Annotated in this window: 19 protein-coding genes; 9 read left to right on the top strand and 10 right to left on the bottom strand. The window is 55.1% G+C overall.

The annotated features are described in order from the left end of the window. Positions 1–39: 39 nt before the first annotated feature. A complete protein-coding gene (locus tag KNP78_RS13110) occupies positions 40–423 on the bottom strand; it encodes a hypothetical protein (protein ID WP_034779079.1) in 384 nt (127 codons plus the stop codon). A gap of 262 nt (positions 424–685) precedes the next feature. Continuing rightward, complete coding sequence (locus tag KNP78_RS13105) at positions 686–1,534, bottom strand: MurR/RpiR family transcriptional regulator (protein ID WP_034779080.1); 849 nt, start codon at positions 1,532–1,534, stop codon at positions 686–688. A 126-nt stretch (positions 1,535–1,660) separates the two neighbouring features. Between KNP78_RS13105 and gnd the strand changes: the two genes are divergently transcribed. The 3 genes from gnd to gntK all read left to right on the top strand — a co-directional run bounded on the left by gnd (position 1,661) and on the right by gntK (position 5,490). After that, positions 1,661–2,545 (top strand): phosphogluconate dehydrogenase (NAD(+)-dependent, decarboxylating), encoded by an 885-nt coding sequence (gene gnd, locus KNP78_RS13100; protein ID WP_214824741.1) that lies wholly within the window; start codon positions 1,661–1,663, stop codon positions 2,543–2,545. A gap of 84 nt (positions 2,546–2,629) precedes the next feature. Beyond that, the gene (locus KNP78_RS13095; protein WP_034779082.1) at positions 2,630–3,973 is read left to right on the top strand and encodes a GntT/GntP/DsdX family permease; all 1,344 of its coding nucleotides are present in this window, start codon (positions 2,630–2,632) and stop codon (positions 3,971–3,973) included. A 17-nt stretch (positions 3,974–3,990) separates the two neighbouring features. Then, the gene (gene gntK / locus KNP78_RS13090) at positions 3,991–5,490 is read left to right on the top strand and encodes a gluconokinase (RefSeq protein WP_214824738.1); all 1,500 of its coding nucleotides are present in this window, start codon (positions 3,991–3,993) and stop codon (positions 5,488–5,490) included. Positions 5,491–5,526: 36 nt separating this feature from the next. Here gntK and KNP78_RS13085 read toward each other — a convergent pair whose 3' ends face one another. Next, complete coding sequence (locus KNP78_RS13085; protein WP_214824736.1) at positions 5,527–6,045, bottom strand: dihydrofolate reductase family protein; 519 nt, start codon at positions 6,043–6,045, stop codon at positions 5,527–5,529. A gap of 75 nt (positions 6,046–6,120) precedes the next feature. Between KNP78_RS13085 and KNP78_RS13080 the strand changes: the two genes are divergently transcribed. Beyond that, the gene (locus KNP78_RS13080; protein WP_251128557.1) at positions 6,121–7,011 is read left to right on the top strand and encodes a helix-turn-helix transcriptional regulator; all 891 of its coding nucleotides are present in this window, start codon (positions 6,121–6,123) and stop codon (positions 7,009–7,011) included. Between the two features lie 84 nt (positions 7,012–7,095). Beyond that, complete coding sequence (locus KNP78_RS13075; protein ID WP_214824724.1) at positions 7,096–7,368, top strand: hypothetical protein; 273 nt, start codon at positions 7,096–7,098, stop codon at positions 7,366–7,368. Between the two features lie 51 nt (positions 7,369–7,419). Here KNP78_RS13075 and KNP78_RS13070 read toward each other — a convergent pair whose 3' ends face one another. Together KNP78_RS13070 and KNP78_RS13065 are read right to left on the bottom strand one after the other, a co-directional pair. Beyond that, positions 7,420–8,973, bottom strand: a complete 1,554-nt coding sequence (locus tag KNP78_RS13070; protein WP_214824720.1) for a PTS transporter subunit EIIC — start codon at positions 8,971–8,973, stop codon at positions 7,420–7,422. A 71-nt stretch (positions 8,974–9,044) separates the two neighbouring features. Continuing rightward, positions 9,045–10,394 (bottom strand): 6-phospho-alpha-glucosidase, encoded by a 1,350-nt coding sequence (locus KNP78_RS13065; protein WP_214824716.1) that lies wholly within the window; start codon positions 10,392–10,394, stop codon positions 9,045–9,047. Positions 10,395–10,540: 146 nt separating this feature from the next. Between KNP78_RS13065 and KNP78_RS13060 the strand changes: the two genes are divergently transcribed. After that, positions 10,541–11,260, top strand: coding sequence for a GntR family transcriptional regulator (locus tag KNP78_RS13060; RefSeq protein ID WP_029594765.1), 720 nt, complete (start codon positions 10,541–10,543; stop codon positions 11,258–11,260). A gap of 38 nt (positions 11,261–11,298) precedes the next feature. Here the strand turns inward: KNP78_RS13060 and KNP78_RS13055 are convergent, their stop codons facing one another. After that, positions 11,299–11,706 carry an Lrp/AsnC family transcriptional regulator gene (locus KNP78_RS13055; protein ID WP_214753810.1) on the bottom strand — a complete coding sequence of 136 codons (408 nt, stop codon included), beginning with the start codon at positions 11,704–11,706 and terminating at the stop codon, positions 11,299–11,301. 118 nt (positions 11,707–11,824) lie between these two features. Between KNP78_RS13055 and KNP78_RS13050 the strand changes: the two genes are divergently transcribed. Together KNP78_RS13050 and KNP78_RS13045 are read left to right on the top strand one after the other, a co-directional pair. Continuing rightward, on the top strand, positions 11,825–12,583 hold the full coding sequence (locus KNP78_RS13050) for an MBL fold metallo-hydrolase (protein WP_214824713.1): 759 nt from the start codon (positions 11,825–11,827) through the stop codon (positions 12,581–12,583). A gap of 129 nt (positions 12,584–12,712) precedes the next feature. Continuing rightward, the gene (locus tag KNP78_RS13045; protein WP_214824710.1) at positions 12,713–13,429 is read left to right on the top strand and encodes a polysaccharide deacetylase family protein; all 717 of its coding nucleotides are present in this window, start codon (positions 12,713–12,715) and stop codon (positions 13,427–13,429) included. A 36-nt stretch (positions 13,430–13,465) separates the two neighbouring features. Here KNP78_RS13045 and KNP78_RS13040 read toward each other — a convergent pair whose 3' ends face one another. Beyond that, positions 13,466–13,864 (bottom strand): cytidine deaminase, encoded by a 399-nt coding sequence (locus tag KNP78_RS13040; protein ID WP_021066236.1) that lies wholly within the window; start codon positions 13,862–13,864, stop codon positions 13,466–13,468. A 122-nt stretch (positions 13,865–13,986) separates the two neighbouring features. After that, positions 13,987–14,544 carry a TetR/AcrR family transcriptional regulator gene (locus tag KNP78_RS13035; RefSeq protein ID WP_214824872.1) on the bottom strand — a complete coding sequence of 186 codons (558 nt, stop codon included), beginning with the start codon at positions 14,542–14,544 and terminating at the stop codon, positions 13,987–13,989. Between the two features lie 138 nt (positions 14,545–14,682). Between KNP78_RS13035 and KNP78_RS13030 the strand changes: the two genes are divergently transcribed. Beyond that, positions 14,683–15,432 (top strand): SDR family oxidoreductase, encoded by a 750-nt coding sequence (locus KNP78_RS13030; protein ID WP_058764679.1) that lies wholly within the window; start codon positions 14,683–14,685, stop codon positions 15,430–15,432. A 46-nt stretch (positions 15,433–15,478) separates the two neighbouring features. Here KNP78_RS13030 and KNP78_RS13025 read toward each other — a convergent pair whose 3' ends face one another. Both KNP78_RS13025 and KNP78_RS13020 read right to left on the bottom strand, forming a co-directional pair. Continuing rightward, positions 15,479–16,510, bottom strand: coding sequence for a FecCD family ABC transporter permease (locus KNP78_RS13025; RefSeq protein WP_029594756.1), 1,032 nt, complete (start codon positions 16,508–16,510; stop codon positions 15,479–15,481). Continuing rightward, a complete protein-coding gene (locus tag KNP78_RS13020; protein ID WP_371816335.1) occupies positions 16,507–17,520 on the bottom strand; it encodes a FecCD family ABC transporter permease in 1,014 nt (337 codons plus the stop codon). The genes KNP78_RS13025 and KNP78_RS13020 overlap by 4 nt, the downstream gene beginning before the upstream one ends. Positions 17,521–17,525: the final 5 nt, after the last annotated feature.

Raw genomic sequence — 17,525 nt, 5'->3', positions numbered from 1 at the left:
GACAAATAACCCGTCCCGACCGATTCGGGACAGGTCAACTTATTTTGGTATGGTGACGTCGTCAAATTGCTCGTCGCGACAAAGTGTGATCGCCTGCATCGCGAGTTGATAGTCGTCTTGCGGCAGACTGATCAACTCGGTCGGGAGCACCCATTCTTTATTGTTGTACAAGTGAATGACGAGTTTCACGAGGATGAAGTCTTGTTTCTCGAACGTGTTGTCGTCGATGATGGTGGCCGTGCTGATTTTGCCTTGCTCGAGGTCCATGTACGGCAAGAGAAGGTTTCGCACCCGTTCGTTCCCGGCGATGACATAAAGGGCGGAGAAATACTCTTTCTTGACGTCTCCGGGACTCTTGAGGCGCTGGGCCAACTGTTTGAACACGTCGTAGTGCTCGGTCGTCAAGAAGTTAAGGTTATTCATATCGGTCGTTCCTCTCTGTATAAACGAAAATCAATCTGTTTATACTAATTCCACCCTTTTGCACTTTATAATCCTCAGGTGATACCCATACCCCTACTTGTATCTGTAAATCTTTTTCAAAAATCAGGTTTTTATACATATTGATTGTGCATATACAAGACAACAGGCTCCGTCATAATTTAGATGCTCCGAGCCGGGTCGAGAAACGCGTTCATCAAATGACACGCAAATAAGAAAAAGACTGGCCCGAGGGTCAGTCTTTTCACATGCGTCGAAGCGAGATGGCTTCGCGCATCTTCTGGAGCGATTCTCTACCTTCTTCCCCGCGCCGCATCATGACGACGGTGAACAAGGCGTCGATTAGACTGAGCTCGGCGATTCGCGAGGCGAGCGCCTCGGAGCGAAACTCCGTCTCTTGCGACACGGTATAGAGGGCGACGTCACACAGCTTCGAGAGCGGTGACTTCGCATAGTTCGTGATGGCGATCGTCGGCACGCCGCGCTCGTTCAATACTTTCGCCACGTCGAGCGTATCTTTCGAGGCACCCGAGTGCGAAATGAGGACGGCGACGTCATCTTTCGTCAGCTGTGACGCCGACATGAGCTGCATGTGCGACTCGAGGTTCGCCGTGACGAACAGGCCGCTCCGGACGAACTTATGGTAGGCGTCGAGCGCGATGACGGCCGAACCGCCGCTCCCGAAGAACTCGATGCGGCGGGCCGACAACAGCAGGGCGACCGACTTGTCGAGCGAGGCCGCGTCCAAGATTTGCCGGGTCGCCTCGAGCGTCTTCACGTTCGAAGTGAATATCTTCTCGGCGATTTCATGTGGCGTGTCTTCGTTCGAGATGTCTTCATGGATGTCTTGGAGCGGCGCGACGACGTCAGTGGCGAGCGCAATCTTCAGCGCCTGATAACCTTTGAAGCCAACGCGCTGACAGAAACGGAACACGGTCGACTCGGCGACGTCGAGGTCGTCAGCGACTTGGTTGATCGTATGGTGGATGATGCGTTCGGGCTGTTTCAAGATATAGTCGGCGATGCGTTGCTCTTTCTTGCTCAGTGTCGTATATGCCCCACGAATCCGGGCCAGGCCGTTCATCGATTCCATGTGTCTCACCCTTTTTTCTTTTAACGATACCTTTTCGAAAAAAATTCCGCAATCTCTATTGAAAATCGAATTTAATTTGATATTATAGTGGAGAGATGGAAAAAAATTCGATTTAGAGGTGACGATATGCAAATCGGTTTGATTGGATTAGGCAAGATGGGATACAACTTGGCGCTCAACTTGAGCGACCACGGTCATACGGTCGTCGGGACGGACGCCGGGAACGTCGAGGCGACATCGAAGTTTGAGATCGTACCAACGCTCGAAGACGTCATCAACTCGCTCGAGACGCCACGCGTCGTCTGGGCGATGGTTCCGGCCGGTGACATCACCGAGACCGTACTGGCAGAACTCCTTGAGAAACTGGAGCCGGGTGACATCGTCATCGACGGTGGAAACTCGAACTACAAGCTGTCGGTCGCACGCGCCGAACAGTTCAGCGCCAAAGGCATCGCCTTCTTCGACTGCGGGACGAGCGGGGGCACGGAAGGCGCCCGCAACGGCGCCTGCACGATGGTCGGCGGAGACGCCGACGCCTGGCCGACGATCGAGCCGATCTTCAAAGACCTCTCGGTCGAGAACGGCTACTTGTACACGGGACCGGCCGGCAGCGGCCACTTCTTGAAGATGATCCACAACGGCATCGAGTACGGCATGATGCAGGCGATCGCCGAAGGGTTCGACATCTTGGAGAAGAGCCCATTCGATTACGATTACGAGCAAGTCGCCCGTGTCTGGAACCACGGATCGGTCGTCCGCTCATGGCTCATGGAACTCACTGAGAACGCGTTCTCGAAAGACGCGAAACTCGACGACATCCGTGGCGTCATGCATTCCTCAGGGGAAGGAAAATGGACGGTCGAGACGGCGCTCGAGTTGCAGGCAGCGGCCCCGGTCATCGCCATGTCGCTCATGATGCGCTATCGCTCGCTCGAGGACGACACGTTCTCCGGGAAAGTCGTCGCGGCACTCCGTAACGAGTTCGGAGGCCACGCGGTCGTCAAGAAATAACCCGCAAGGAAAAGGTCAGGGGTGGCCTTTTCCTTTGGTAATATTTGTAAACGGTTACACGTAAAATAAAGGGGGAACTACATAATGTCTGGCTCTACGCTTATACTTATCGCAGTCGCAGGGATTTTCTTGCTCTTATTCTTGGTCATGCGGACGAAGCTCCACGCGTTCGTCTCGCTTCTCCTCGTCAGTCTACTCGTCGGGATCGCGGCCGGCATGCCGCTCGGGGACGTCATCGCCTCGATTCAGAACGGGATGGGCGGTACGCTCGGCTTCGTCGCCGTCGTCGTCGGTCTCGGGGCCATGTTCGGGAAGATGTTAGAAGTATCGGGTGGCGCGGAACGCCTCGCCCAGACGCTCGTCAATAAGTTCGGCGAGGACAAGGCGCAATGGGCGCTCGCCATCACCGGCTTCATCGTCGCCGTGCCGGTCTTCTTCGACGTCGGTTTCATCATTCTCGTACCAATTGTCTACGGTCTCGCCAAAAAGACGGGCCGCTCGCTCCTCTACTACGGGATTCCGCTGCTTGCAGGTCTCGCTGTCACGCACAGTTTCATCCCGCCGACGCCAGGTCCTATCGCCGTCGCCAACTTGATTGGGGCCGAGCTCGGCTGGGTCATCTTGTTTGGGGTCATCGCTGGGATTCCGGCCGCGATTTTGGCCGGTCCGGTTTTCGGAAAATATATCGCGAACAAGATTCAAGTCAACATTCCAGACTATATGGAATTCGAAGAGATCGACACGTCGAAAGAGTTGCCGAGCTTCAAGATGATCGTCTCGCTCATCTCGATTCCGCTCGTCTTGATCCTCGCGAACACGTTGTCAGCCGTCCTATTAGAAGAAGGCAACAGCATCCGCACGTTCTTCACGTTCATGGGTCACCCGTTCGTCGCCTTGACGCTCGCGACGTTGCTCACGTTCATCTTCCTCGGCACACGCCGCGGCTACTCGCGTGACGAAGTGCAAGAGATTGCGACGAAAGCGCTCGAACCGGCCGGGATTATCATCCTCGTCACCGGTGCCGGTGGCGTGTTCAAACAAGTATTGATCGACTCAGGTGTCGGTGACGTGCTCGGGGAAATGATGGCCGGGTCACCGCTTCCGGCGATCGTGCTCGCCTTCTTGATTGCGACCGTCGTCCGTGTCGCCCAAGGATCGGCGACCGTCTCGATGGTCACGGCGGCAGGACTCATCACGCCGCTTCTCGAAATCCAGAATATCACCGGTGCCGCGCTCGGCCTCATCGTCATCGCGATCGCCTCTGGTGCGACCGTCTTGTCTCACGTCAACGACTCAGGGTTCTGGCTCGTCAACCGCTACTTCGGGCTTGACGTGAAAGACACGCTCAAGTCGTGGACCGTCATGGAAACGATTATCGGATTGACTGGCTTCGCGGTCGTCTTCTTGATCAGCTTGTTCATTATTTAAGTTAGGAAGTGATGTGTATGTACACGATTGGCGTCGATATCGGGACGACGAGCACAAAAGCCGTCCTGTTCCATAACCAGCAACAACTCGCGGTACATAACGTGTTGTACCCGCTCCTCACCCCGGACACGGAGACGGCCGAGCAAGACCCGGTCGTCATCTACGGGGCCGTGCTCGAGGCGATTTCCGCCGTCCGCGCCAGAGCCGACGGTCCGGTCCGCTTCACATCATTTAGCTCGGCGATGCACAGCCTGATCGCGCTCGATGCGTCAGGTCGCCCGCTCACCCACAGCATCACGTGGGCCGACAGCCGGGCCAACCCGTATACGCAAGAGATCAAACGCGACTTCGACGCGAGCGCGCTCCATATGCGCACCGGCACACCGGTCCATCCGATGGCGCCGCTGTCGAAACTGCGTTGGCTGAAAGCCGAGCATCCAAACGTGTTCCAGCAGGCGGCCAAGTTCGTCTCGATCAAAGAGTACGTCTTCTATCGCTTGACCGGGCGTTTCGTCATCGACCACTCGATCGCCTCGGCGACAGGGCTGTTCAATTTGAAAAACTGCGACTGGGATGCGGAGGCGCTCGACGTCTCCGGAGTCACACCGGAGCAATTGTCCGAACTCGTACCGACGACGGAGATTTTAACGCTTAAATCGGATGTTGTTGAGACGCTCGGTTGGGACTTCCCACTCGTCATCGGGGCGAGCGACGGGGTGTTGTCGAACCTCGGTGTTGGGGCGTTCGAACAAGGTGTCGTCGCCGTCACAATCGGGACGAGTGGAGCCATTCGCACGGTCGTCCGAGAACCGGTCGAGGACCCGAAAGGACGCATCTTCTGTTATGCCTTGACCGACAAGCATTGGGTCATCGGCGGACCGGTCAATAACGGCGGCATCATCCTGCGCTGGCTCCGCGACGAGTTCGCGGCGAGTGAGGTCGAGACGGCAAAACGGCTCGGGATGGATGCCTATGATGTGTTGACGCGCATCGCCGAGACGGTCAAACCGGGCTCAGACGGCCTGTTGTTCCACCCGTACTTGATGGGTGAACGGGCCCCGCTCTGGGACTCGAACGCACGCGGTTCGTTCTTCGGCTTGAGTATCCACCATAAGCGCGAGCACTTCATCCGCTCCGTGTTAGAAGGTGTCATCTTCAACTTGTATACGGTCATGCTGGCGCTCGACGAGTTGACGGGCGCACCGAACCGGATTCATGCGACGGGCGGCTTCGCCCAGTCGAGCCTGTGGCGCCAGATGATGGCCGACATTTTCGATACGCCGGTCGTCGTGCCGGAGAGCCACGAGAGCTCGTGTCTCGGCGCGGTCATGCTCGGGGAGTATGCGTTCGGCGACGTGGATGATTTCACGGCCGTGCCGCAAGTGACGCATGAGCATGCCCCAAATCATGAAGCGACCACGATTTACCGGGAGTTGCTGCCGATTTATATCCGACTCTCTCGTCATCTCGCGGAAGAGTATGAAGCGATTGCCGCGTTCCAACGGAAGCATGTATGAGAAAAGACCAAGTTCATTGCGAACTTGGTCTTTCGTTTACCGCTCATACGTCACCATGACGAACTGTCCGGACGCGCGTTGGCTCGTCAGTTTCAACTTCGTCTCTTTCGTGCCTTCTGGGAAGAGTGGAATCCCTTCTCCTAATACGACCGGGGCGATGGCAATCTCATAGCTGTCGATCAAGTCGTGCTCCATCGCCGCCTTGATGACCTCTCCTCCCCCAACGAGCCAGATGTCCCCGTCGACGTCTTGCTTCAATCGTTCGACGAGCTGCTCGATCGGCTCATCCGTGAATGTGACGTGCTCAGCTTCCCGGTCCGGGTTACGCGTCAAAATATAGTTCGGAATCTTGTCGTACGGGTAACCGTCCGGCTCGAGCACGAGCACTTCCTCATACGTCTTCCGTCCCATGATGACGGCGCCGACCGTTTGGAAGAAGTCCGCGTAGCCGTTGTCCCCTTCCCCCTCGACCGCGAACAACCAATCGAGTTGGTCGTTCGTGCGCGCAATCTTTCCATCCAAACTTGTCGCGATATATAAGACGACGTTTGCCATGATGAATTCCTCCTTGATTCGTGATACATTCAGCTTACTCGATAAACACGACAAAACATGACGGGAATGGATAAGATGAAAAAACGACATCTTCACTTGATTCGATTGTTGAATCGCGGGCGACGGTTCACGGCGGACGAGCTATCCAATGAGACAGGTGCCTCGATCCGGACGATTCAGCGCGATATGCTGACGCTCGAGGAGCTCGGCTATCCGATTTGGAGCGTCCCCGGAACGGGTGGCGGTTATGAGATGTTGCCGAACCGGTTGTTGCCACCGCTCCAACTCCGGGAACAGGAAGCGGTCGCGCTCTACCTCACCCTCAAATGGATGGAACAAATTTCAGACGTGCCGTTCGGAGACATGCGGGACACGCTGTCCGACTGGTACGTGAACGAATTGCCGCACGACCTCGAGACGAAAATCGCTCGGCTCGAAAACAACATCCTCTGGCTCGGGAACAAGACCGTCCCATCGGCCCCGTTCACGAAAGACGTGTTTCAAGCGGTCGAGCAACGGCGAAACATCGACATGACATACGCGACGACGAAAGGATTACGCACGTTCAAGATCGCACCGGTCGGAATGGCGCTCCTCGATATGAAATGGTATGTGTACGGCCTCTCGCCGTATGGGCTGCGCCAATATCGGATCGACCGGATCGAAGCGATACGCCTGCTCGATGAGACGTTCGAAGCGGACGACTTAGTGACGCTTCTCGAGGCGAGTGACGAACGAACCGGCGTGACCGTTCGGCTCAACATCACCTCGCTCGGCCGTCGTTTGCTTGAAGACGTATTACCCGATATCGGGGATAAGAATGAGTGGGACGTGCCGGAAGCCGAGCTCTCGTTCTTGTCGCGGCAATTGCTCGCGGCTGGAGCGGAAGTCGAGGTCGTGGAGCCGATTGAACTGCGGGAGATGATGCGGGAGCAAGCGGAGCGGTTATGGAACCGGTATCGTTAATCAAATCGATGCTTTGTCCTCATGTAAGAATTGTCTTTATATGGTAATATGAGTCCATATTGCTACATGTAAAGGAGCGTTTTCATGACCAAGCCACTCTCTTTCTCGTCCTTATTCATCTCAATCAGTGTCATCTCATTGTTCGCTATCATGGTGTACCTTAACGTCTCGACGCTCGAGCTGAACGAGACGATTGGTTCTGGGCTGTTCTACTTGAAAGGCTATTATGAGGAAGGCAACATGATTGTCACCGAGCAAGGAATCGGCGTCATCACGTTGCCGCTCGCCATCGGTCTCGTCACATCGACACTTATCAAAGGCGCTCAATTTTATCGTGCCTCGTCGGTTATGAACTAACCTTCTCATCTCGGACAAAGAGCCCAACCGTAAATCGGTTGAGCTCTTTTTTCAATTCGCTTGGTCCATCTCTTTATGCAGTTTGAGCAACTCATTCTTGTACAAATCCGAGCGTCCTCCAAAGATGGCCTGGATGTTGTTTTTCACTTTCACGACCCCGGCTGCCCCGAGTGCCTTCAACTCGTCCTCATCGATTTGGGACACATCTTTCAATTCGACACGAAGACGTGTGAAACAGGCATCGATGTCGATGATGTTGTCACGGCCACCGAGCGCCTCTTGAATGGCAAGTGCCGTCGTTTGGATTGATGTCTTTCCTGATTTCTTTTCATTGTAGTCTTTGCGGGTAAACAGTTTCGTCTCTTGTCCCCCTCGGCCCGGCGTCGCCAAGTTCCATTTTTTAATCGCGAACGTGAAGATGCCGTAATAGACGAAGAAGAATCCGGCCCCAACGACGAGGTTCATCCACCAGCGCGGCGTCCCTGGCAACACATTCACCAAGACATAGTCAATCAATCCCGAGCCACCGGCCCAGCCGATATGGGCGTCAAGAGCGTACATGAGCGCAAACGACACCCCTGTCAACACACTATGCACGACGTAAAGGAGTGGTGCAATGAATAAGAACGTGAACTCAATCGGTTCGGTGATCCCGGTCAAGAACGCCGTCCCTGCCGCTGCGAGCAAGAGGCCACGCACGACGGGACGCTTGTCCGGGTCGGCCTGACGGTACATGGCGAACGCCGCTCCAAGAAGACCGAACATGACGATCGGGAACTTGCCGGCCATAAAGCGTCCGGCCGTCACGTCGACACCTTCTGCGATTTGAGCGAGGAAAATATATTGGTCCCCGCTCACAATCGAACCGCCAACCGTCGCCGTGCCGCCAAGTGACGTCCATAAGAACGGTGCGTACCAGATGTGATGTAATCCGGTCGGAATCAATAACCGTTCGAGCATTCCGTATAACCCGACGTAAGCCGGATTCGTCGCATCACTCGCGATGACATTCGCCATCGCTGTGAGGCCGGTCTGAATCGGCGGCCAAATGAGCATCATAAAGAAACCGAGCAAGATGGAGAAGAATACCATGACGATACCGACCGAACGATCTCCGGCGAAAAAGCCGAGCATCTCTGGCGGGTTGAACGTGTGGAATTTTTTATACACCCAGACCGCAAGCAAGCCGACCGCGATCCCACCGAGCACACCCGTCTCAAGTGACGGGATACCGAGCAACATGCCGTACTCCCCGCTCTCAGCCGCCATTTCCGGTGTGATCCCAAGGGCAATCGAAATCGTCGTGTTCATGATGACGTAGCCGACGAGTGCGGCAAGTGCCGCAATTCCCGACCCGCCGGACAGACCAACCGCGACGCCAATCGCAAAGATGATTGGCAAGTTGGCGAAGATACTCAACCCGATTTGAAGCATCCCGGCACTGATCGCTTCGACCGTCCCGTTCTGTAAAAGCGTCCAACTTTCTGCAAGCGGACCTGTTAGCGCCGCGCCGAGACCGAGTAAAATACCGGCCGCCGGCAAGAGCGCGACTGGTACCATGAGCGCCTTCCCGAATTTTTGAAATACCCCGAACCATTGACTCATTTGATTCACTCCTCATGTGTAAGCGTTATCAATTCACAAAACGAACAAAGGGGAATAACTCCCCTTCGTCTTTAGCGTGCGACCGTCTCCCGTTGTTTGAGGGCCGGCCAATAGTTTTCGTTCTCGTTAATCAAATCGTCAAGGATTTGACGGGCGACCGGCGCATCGACGACGGTCCGGTTGAGCGTGAGTGCCTGGAGTGCCTTTTCATAGCTGTTCTCGAAATAGGCGTCGACAACGAGCTGTTCGTAGGCGAGCTGTCCTTCAATCATCCCTTTGTAGAAGCGAGGAATGTGTCCGACAGCGAACGGCTTCGGTCCACGGTTCGTGAGCATCGCCGGCACTTCGACCATCGCATCATCCGGCAAGTTAGCGATGATGCCGTCGTTCTTCACCATGACGATGAAGATGTCGCCATTGTTGTAGGCGAGTGACGCTGCGACGCGAATCATGTAGCAACCGTGGATGTCGACTTCAAGATGCACGTTCTCGAGCGAGTCGTCAGCGATGATTTGATCGCACATCGAGAAGACACGTTGTTGGCGGCCGTTGATGACTTGACGGGCCCGCGTGTTCTCTACGTCTTCCTTCTCCGCCATGTCGGACGGATACAAATAATACTGAAGGTACGTGTTCGGCAAGTATTCCGGGAAGTCGGTGAGCATCTTCTCGACTTGCTTGAACGTCTTGATCCAAGATGGGTCGTTTGCGATCTCTGAGTCTTCTGGGATAAACCCGTCCTCTAAGATGGCGCGCTTGATGTCTTCCGTCAATTCGTTGCCTTCTTTGTCATAGATGCCTGTGAACCAACCGAAGTGGTTGAGGCCGAAGTATTCCGGCACGAGATCCCAAATTTTTTTGCCAAGAATCTTCGCGTAGCTCACCATGATTGCGGCCGGCATGTCACAGATATTCAAAATCTTTTTGTCATTCGGGTAGGCACGCTTCAACGCCTCGGCGACGATTGCGGCCGGGTTCGTATAATTTAAGATCCAACCGTCCGGTGAGCCTTGGCGGATGTCTGCGACGAGATCAATCATGTCCCCAATCGATCGCATCCCGTACGACATCCCACCCGGTCCACACGTCTCTTGTCCAACCACGCCGTGACGGAGCGGAATCTGTTCATCTTTCTCGCGCATCTCCAGGCCGCCCGTTCGAATTTGAACGAAGAAGAAGTCCTTGTCGCGGAAGGCGTATTCTTTGTCCGTCGTATACTCGAACAGCTCGAGCTCTGGGTAATGCTCACGCAAGATGATTTCAGTCGCTTTGGCGACACGCTCCTGGCGCTCACCATCCGTATCGTAAAACGTGATTGAACGTAGTGGGAAGTGAGCTTTCTCTTCAATCAAGCTCATAATCATACCGATTGTGTACGTGCTGCCGCCACCGACGACGACGAGGCGTTGTCCTTGTTTCATGTGTGCGTTCCCCTTTCGAATACATATCTTATTGATTACAATACAAATTTAATACATATTATTTTAAACGTCAACAATATTTTTGAAAACGTTTTACTTTGTGTATACTAGAAGTATGAATTCAGGTCGAAATCGGAGGGTCAGTCATGAAAGCAAAATCACCGCTCTACCAACAAGTCGCCCACAAAATGCGCACGTTTATCGAGTCCGGCACTTGGGCGCCCGGTGAGGCGATCCCGACCGAGGCTCAACTCGTCGAAGAGTTCAGCGTCAGTCGAGTGACTGTCCGGCAGGCGGTCAAATTGCTCCAAGAGGAAGGTCTCTTATGGAAACGACAGGGCAGCGGCACATACGTCCAGTCCGAAAAGATTGAACACAACATGTACGAATTAAAAAGCTTCACGGAAGACATGAAACGAGAAGGGAAAGAAGTGACGAACAAAGTACTCACCTTCACGTTGCAACCACCGAGTGAGAAAGTGCGAGAGGCACTCGAACTCGAAGATGGCGAGCTCGTCTTCTACGTGAGGCGCCAACGATTCGCAGACGGCGAACCGCTCATCGTCGAGGACACATACTTGCCGCTAAAGCTGTTCCCCGACTTGACGTACGAAGTGATGTCGCAATCGAAGTACGCCTATATCGAAGAAGTCAAACAGTTCAAGATTGCGGACAGCGTTCAAGAGTTCATCCCGGTGCTCCCGACAAAAGAGATTGCCGAGATGCTCGGAGTGAGTGAACGAACGCCCGTACTCAAAGTCGAACTCTATTCGTTTCTTATGGATGGCAGTCGGTTTGAGTTCACAGAAACGTATTTCAAGAGTGAAGAATACCGCTTCATCATCCGCGCCGGACGAAGACATTAAAAAGGACCTGTGAATCACAGCGATTCACAGGTCCTTCGTCAGTTAATGACGATCGACAACTTATAATTGACGTACTTGCTGAGCCCGTCCAAAAAGGCGTTCAGCTCTTGGTTCGACGGGAAGCGGCATTCCAAGACGTAACAGCCGTCCCCGCTCACCTTGTAGTTATTGCGGACGTACGGCCGGTGCTCCTCGAGGAACATGAGATACGGGTCGTGGAACGTGCTCGACGTAAAGATGGTGATCATCGTGTGAACCGGTAACCCGAGCTTGTCCTCGTTCACGCGAATCGTATATCCTTCGATGATGCCGAGGTCTTCGAGCTTCTTGACGCGCGTCGCCGTCGCCTGCCCGGTCAAGTGCACGTGTGCCCCGAGTTCTTTCATCGTTATCCGGCTGTTCGCCTGTAGCGCCTCGATGATGAGGCGGTCTGTTGGATCGAGCATAGGTGACTCCTTTCACGATTCAAGCCAATCCGTCCAAACACTTGATTCGTGTTATGTATGAAACGACGGCTGCTTGTTAGACTGTACATACATTATAGCTAAAAGGAGAGATTTTTCTATGCACGTGCAACTGATCCGTAATGCCACACTCCGCGTTGAATACGCCGGAAAAACGTTCCTCATCGACCCGTTCCTCGGGGAAAAAGGCGCCTATCCCCCGTTCCCGAACTCGGAACGGCAAGACGCTAATCCATTGGCCGACCTGCCAATCGCGATCGACGACATCCTGACAGGCATCGACGCCGTCATCTTGACCCACCTGCACCTTGACCACTACGACGAGGTCGCCAAACAAGTTCTGCCGAAAGCGATCCCGCTGTTCGTGCAAAACGAGGACGATTTGACTGTCATCGAAGGCGACGGCTTCACGAACGTGACCGTGTTGAGCGACACGACAGCATTCGAAGGAATCAGACTCACGAAGACAGCCGGGGAGCACGGTCGCGGTCCGATTTTAGAAATGGCCGGTCTCGTGTGCGGTGTCGTCTTCACCCACCCTACGGAACAGACGCTCTATGTCGCCGGTGACACGGTCTGGTATGACGAAGTCGCCAAGACGATTCAAACGCATCAACCAGCAGTCATCGTCGTCAACGCCGGGGACAACCAATTCGTCGAAGGCGGGTCGCTCGTCATGAACGAAGAGGACGTCCACTATGTGCATGAGGCGGCTCCAGCCGCGACAATTATCGCGGTCCATATGGAAGCGGTCAATCATTGGAAGTTATCGCGTCCTGACTTACGTGCTTATGCGGCATCACACAACTTCGCCGATCGACTCATCGTTCCTGAAGACGGCGAGACGATTTCACGCTAACGAAATAACGGCCCTGACCTTTCACGTCAGGGCCGTTTTTAGCTTCATCTTTGAATCCATTTTGTGGTATTCTATGCTTCATACCGATGCCATGTCACCCGTTATTTGCCTCGAGGGAGTTTTGTTAGAATGAAGAAACGCGTCATTTTGCTCATGTCCATCTTTTTGTTAATCAGCTCCCTGTCTCAGGCGGCAATCCCGAAACCGAAAGCCTATAACGACCGCAGTCTCATCTATTTGACGCTCGATGACGGGCCGAATCGGAAGACGGGAGCGTTGCTCGACGTCTTGAAGAAGCATCGGGTGAAGGCGACCTTCTTCATCCTTGGGAAGAACATCGAGGGGAATGAGCACCTCATCCGACGCATCGTCGCTGAAGGCCATCTTATCGCCTTGCATGGGATGACACACGTGCGCGAGGAGTTTTATGCGTCGCCGATGACGGCCGTGCGTCAAATGAAGAACGTGCAACGTCTCATATATGAAGTGACAGGCATCCATACGAACATGGCCCGCACGATTTACGGTAGCGACGCAGGGATGACGCCTGCGCATTGGCAAGCGATGGATGCGGCCGGTTTCGAGATTTGGGACTGGAACGTCGGCAGTCTCGATCATATTTATAAGAAAGACAACGCCCCGATTGAGCAACGTGTGTTCAATCGGCTCGAGGCGAATTTCGAGATGAATATCGCCTCGATCATCTTGGCACACGATCACTCGATGACACCGCAAGCGCTCGATACGATTATCCGCTATGCGAAAGAACGCAATTATGAGTTCCGGACGTTAGAAGGGGTACATCCCCCGTACAACTTTTTCAATCCGTGGGAACCGAATCAATAAAGAATGCCCCGCATCGATGGATGCGGGGCATTACTATTACATCTCTAATTCTGTGAACGCGAGCGGGACGAGCTCTTCCAGCGTCACTTCTTTCACGTCGGCGTTGCCGTTCGTGAGCAATACTTTAAAGTCCGGGTCGCCGAACTCGACGAGCACTTGGCGGCAGATGCTGCATGGCGGCAAGAAGTCGACCGTGTCACCTGACACCGCGACGGCTTCGAAGTCACCTTTTTTATAGCCTTGCGCGACCGCTGTGAAGATGGCCGTACGCTCGGCACAGTTCGTCGCACCGAATGAGACGTTCTCGACGTTGACGCCGTCGATGACCGTACCGTCCTTCATGAGAAGCGCTGCTCCGACGCGGAAGTTTGAATACGGCGAGTAGGCGTTCTCTTTCACTTGGCGGGCACGCTCGACTAATTGTTGTTGGTTCATGGGATCATTGTCCTCTCTGACTCGAAATGAACTGATACCAGTTCCCGGCCTCTCTTTTTTGGGCAGGATTTTTAGCATACACTTCAATCGGCAGGGAAGTCAACGACTTTTTGATGACGCTTTCACTTAAGTCGCAAAATCCGCGCCAACTGCTCGTTCATCTCATCCGGGGTGGCCGCAAAATCGTGTTCGGCCCAATGGATGATCATCCCGACGATGGCGTTCGCTTGATACGAACAGAACAACTCATGGTCAATCTCGTCTTGCTTGTGCGCCGCCGTGTCGCGGAGGAGCAACTTGCGCACCTCGTCGAACAACATGTAATAGTACGCGAGCGGCACATTTTTCGAGAAGACGATGCGATAGAAGTCGACGTACGTCTGGACGTGATGAAAGATGCGGATTGTCGACGGTTCAAGCTCACGCGGATTGAGCAACTTCACATGACGATACGGCTCCTCATACGACTTGGCGAGGTCGGCGGTGATTTCTTGGAAGTACTCCTCGAATACGTCCTCGACCCGGGCATAATGCAAATAAAACGTGCCCCGATTGACATTTGCCACACGACAAAGTGCTGAAATCGTCACTTGTTCGAGCGAATGATTCCTCAATAATTCGACGAGCGCCTCATGGAGCGCTCGTTTTGTTTTGATGACACGCAAGTCGGACTTCATGATTCGCACATTCCTCTCAACAGTTATGGCCTAAAGTGTTGATTACTCAACAGAACGTCTCTTTTTTGATGATTGTAAGCGCTTTCTATCGTTCATTATAATAGTTATTGAACACATGTACAATAAAAGGAGGAATCAGTCATGCGGTTATCGGGGAAAGTGGCGATTGTCACAGGTGCAGCATCAGGAATGGGGAAAGCGATCGCGGAGCTTTACGCGAAAGAAGGAGCTCGCGTCGTCGTCTCGGATATGAATCTCGACGGGGCACAGGCCGTCGTCGAAGGGATTTCGGGCGAAGCGTTCGCCATTCAGACGGACGTCACGTCTGAAGAAGCGTTGCAGCAGTTGTTCGATGAGACGGTGAAGACGTTCGGTCAAGTCGACATTCTCGTCAACAACGCCGGCATCATGGACGGGATGGAGCCCGTCGGTGAGATCTCGAACGAACGTTGGGAGAAAATCTTCGCCGTCAACACGGTGTCGGTCATGAAATCGATGCGCATCGCCGTCGACTTGTTCACGAAGCAAGGGCACGGCGTCATCGTCAACAACATCTCGGCCGGCGGTTTGTACGGCGCTCGGGCCGGCGCGGCCTATACGGCGTCGAAACACGCCGTCGTCGGATTGACGAAGAACACGGCGTTCATGTATGCCGACCAAAACATCCGTTGTAACGGGATCGCACCGGGCGCGGTCGCGACGAACATCGGCTCGACGATGACGAACATGAGCCAGGCCGGGTTCGGTCGCCAGCAACTTGGGATGGCCATCAACCCACGCATCGGACAACCGGAAGAGATCGCTCAGCTCGCCCTCTTCCTCGGCTCGGACGAATCGAGTTTCATCAACGGTCAAGTCGTCGCCATCGACGGCGGTTGGACCGCCTACTAAACCAAAAAATGAGCCACATCCGACGCCGGATATGGCTCATTTCTCGTTATAGCTCCCCTCTCCGGTTCATCCGGATCAAGAGATAAATCAAATACGGCGCCCCGACCATGCCGGTGATGACACCGACCGGGTAGCGGGCCGTGAAGGCAAACTGACCGATGAGATCGGCCGCGAGCACCAAGATGACCCCGACGAGTGCCGCCGGGATGATCGTCGAACGACCGTCCCCGACGAGCCGCTTCGCGATTGGTCCCGCCAGGAACGCGACGAAGGCAATCGGTCCGGTCGTCGCCGTCGCGAGTGCGAGCATGAGCACCGAGGCGACAATGAGCAGCACGCGCGTCTGGTTCGTCTTGACACCGAGCGACGTCGCCGTCATCTCCCCGAGCTCTAAAATCTGGAGCTGTCGACTGAGCCGGAGGATGACCGGCAGACAGAGCGCGACCGCGATCATGAGCGGCGGGAGCGTCTCCATCTTCACCCCGTTCAAGCTGCCGCTCAACCAGCGCATCGCCGTCCCGACATCGTTTTGGCGGCTGATGAGCAGCAGATAATTGATGACCGCCGTCAGCATCGCTTGAATCCCGATGCCGACTAAGACGAGCCGGCCGATTGAGAAGGCGGCGCCTTTCGACAAGAAGTAGATGGCGAGGACGGTCAACAGCCCGCCGATAATCGAGATGATAGAGACGAACGTATCGCTCGCCTGTAAGACGACGATGCCGAACACGGCCGCCGCACTCGACCCGGTCGTGATGCCGATGACGTTCGGGTTGGCGAGCGGGTTACGGAGCATCGTCTGGAACACCGTCCCGGCGATCCCGAACGCAAGTCCGGCGAAGACGCCGGCGAGCATGCGCGGCAGACGAATTGTGCCGACGGCGAACGAGGCGCCCGGTACTTGTTCCCCGAACAAGACACGGATGACGTCTGCGACCGGATAAATCGTGTTGCCGAGCATGAGCATCGTCGCGCTCAACGTAAGGGCCAGCGCGAACAAGACGAGCGTCACGAAGACGGTCCGTTGCCGACGCTTGCGACTGTTATGGATGATGGGTTGAATCGATTGGTTCGTCATACGCCACGCACCTTCACTTTCATCGTCAAGGCGATCAAGATTGGTGCCCCGACGAACGCCGTGACGATCCCGACTTCGAGTTCACCGGGACTGCCGAGCAAGCGCCCCGCCACGTCAGCGAACGTCAATAAAATCGCGCCCGTCAGTGCCGACATCGGGATGATGTACCGTTCATCCGCTCCGATGACCAAGCGGACGAGGTGCGGCGCCAAGAGACCGATAAAGCCGATTGGTCCAGCCAGTGCCGTCGCCGCCCCGCACAAGATGACTCCTGCGAATGAGGCGATCCCTTTCAACGTGCCGATGCGGACACCGAGACCCGTGGCGAGCTCTTCCCCGAGCGCCAAGATGTTGAGGGACGGTGCCGCCAAGATGGCGATGACGATACCGCCGATAAAGAACGGCAGGAACGTCATAATCGAATCCATCGTCCCGGCCCCGACGCTACCGACTTGCCAGAACCGGAACTGGTCCATGACGTTTGAGCGCGGAATCATGATGGCCATGACGAGTGACGACAAGGCCGCACTCGTCGCCGCGCCTGCCAAGACGAGCTTGAGCGGCGTCGAACCGCCCCGCCCGAGCGACCCGATCCCGAACACGAACGCCGCCGTCAAGAGCGCGCCGGCGAGCGCGAACCAAATATAGTCGCTCGCGGTCGAGATATTGAAGAAGGCGATCCCGACGACGACGAACAGCGCCGCTCCCGTGTTGACCCCGAGAATGCTCGGGTCGGCGATCGGGTTACGCGTCACCGACTGCATCAATGCGCCCGAGACACCGAGTGCCGCCCCGCACATGAAACTGAACACCGTCCGAACGACCCGCTGCCGGACGATGTCCGCTTCATACGACTGAACAGCCGGACGGAATAAACCGTCAAGCAGTTCATCCCATCCGACTGTCCGTGAGCCGAAAGCAAGCGAAGCGAGCATACAGACGACGAGCAGGACGAGCGACCCTACGAGGAGGAGCCCGAACCGTTTCGGCGTGTGTAACTTCTTCGGCATATTCA

The sequence above is a fragment of the Exiguobacterium sp. s28 genome, from assembly GCF_018618135.1.
Taxonomy (GTDB): Bacteria; Bacillota; Bacilli; order Exiguobacteriales; family Exiguobacteriaceae; genus Exiguobacterium; species Exiguobacterium mexicanum_A.
The sequence above is the reverse complement of the archived record's forward strand: the minus strand, read 5'-3'. Positions and strand labels throughout refer to the sequence as shown.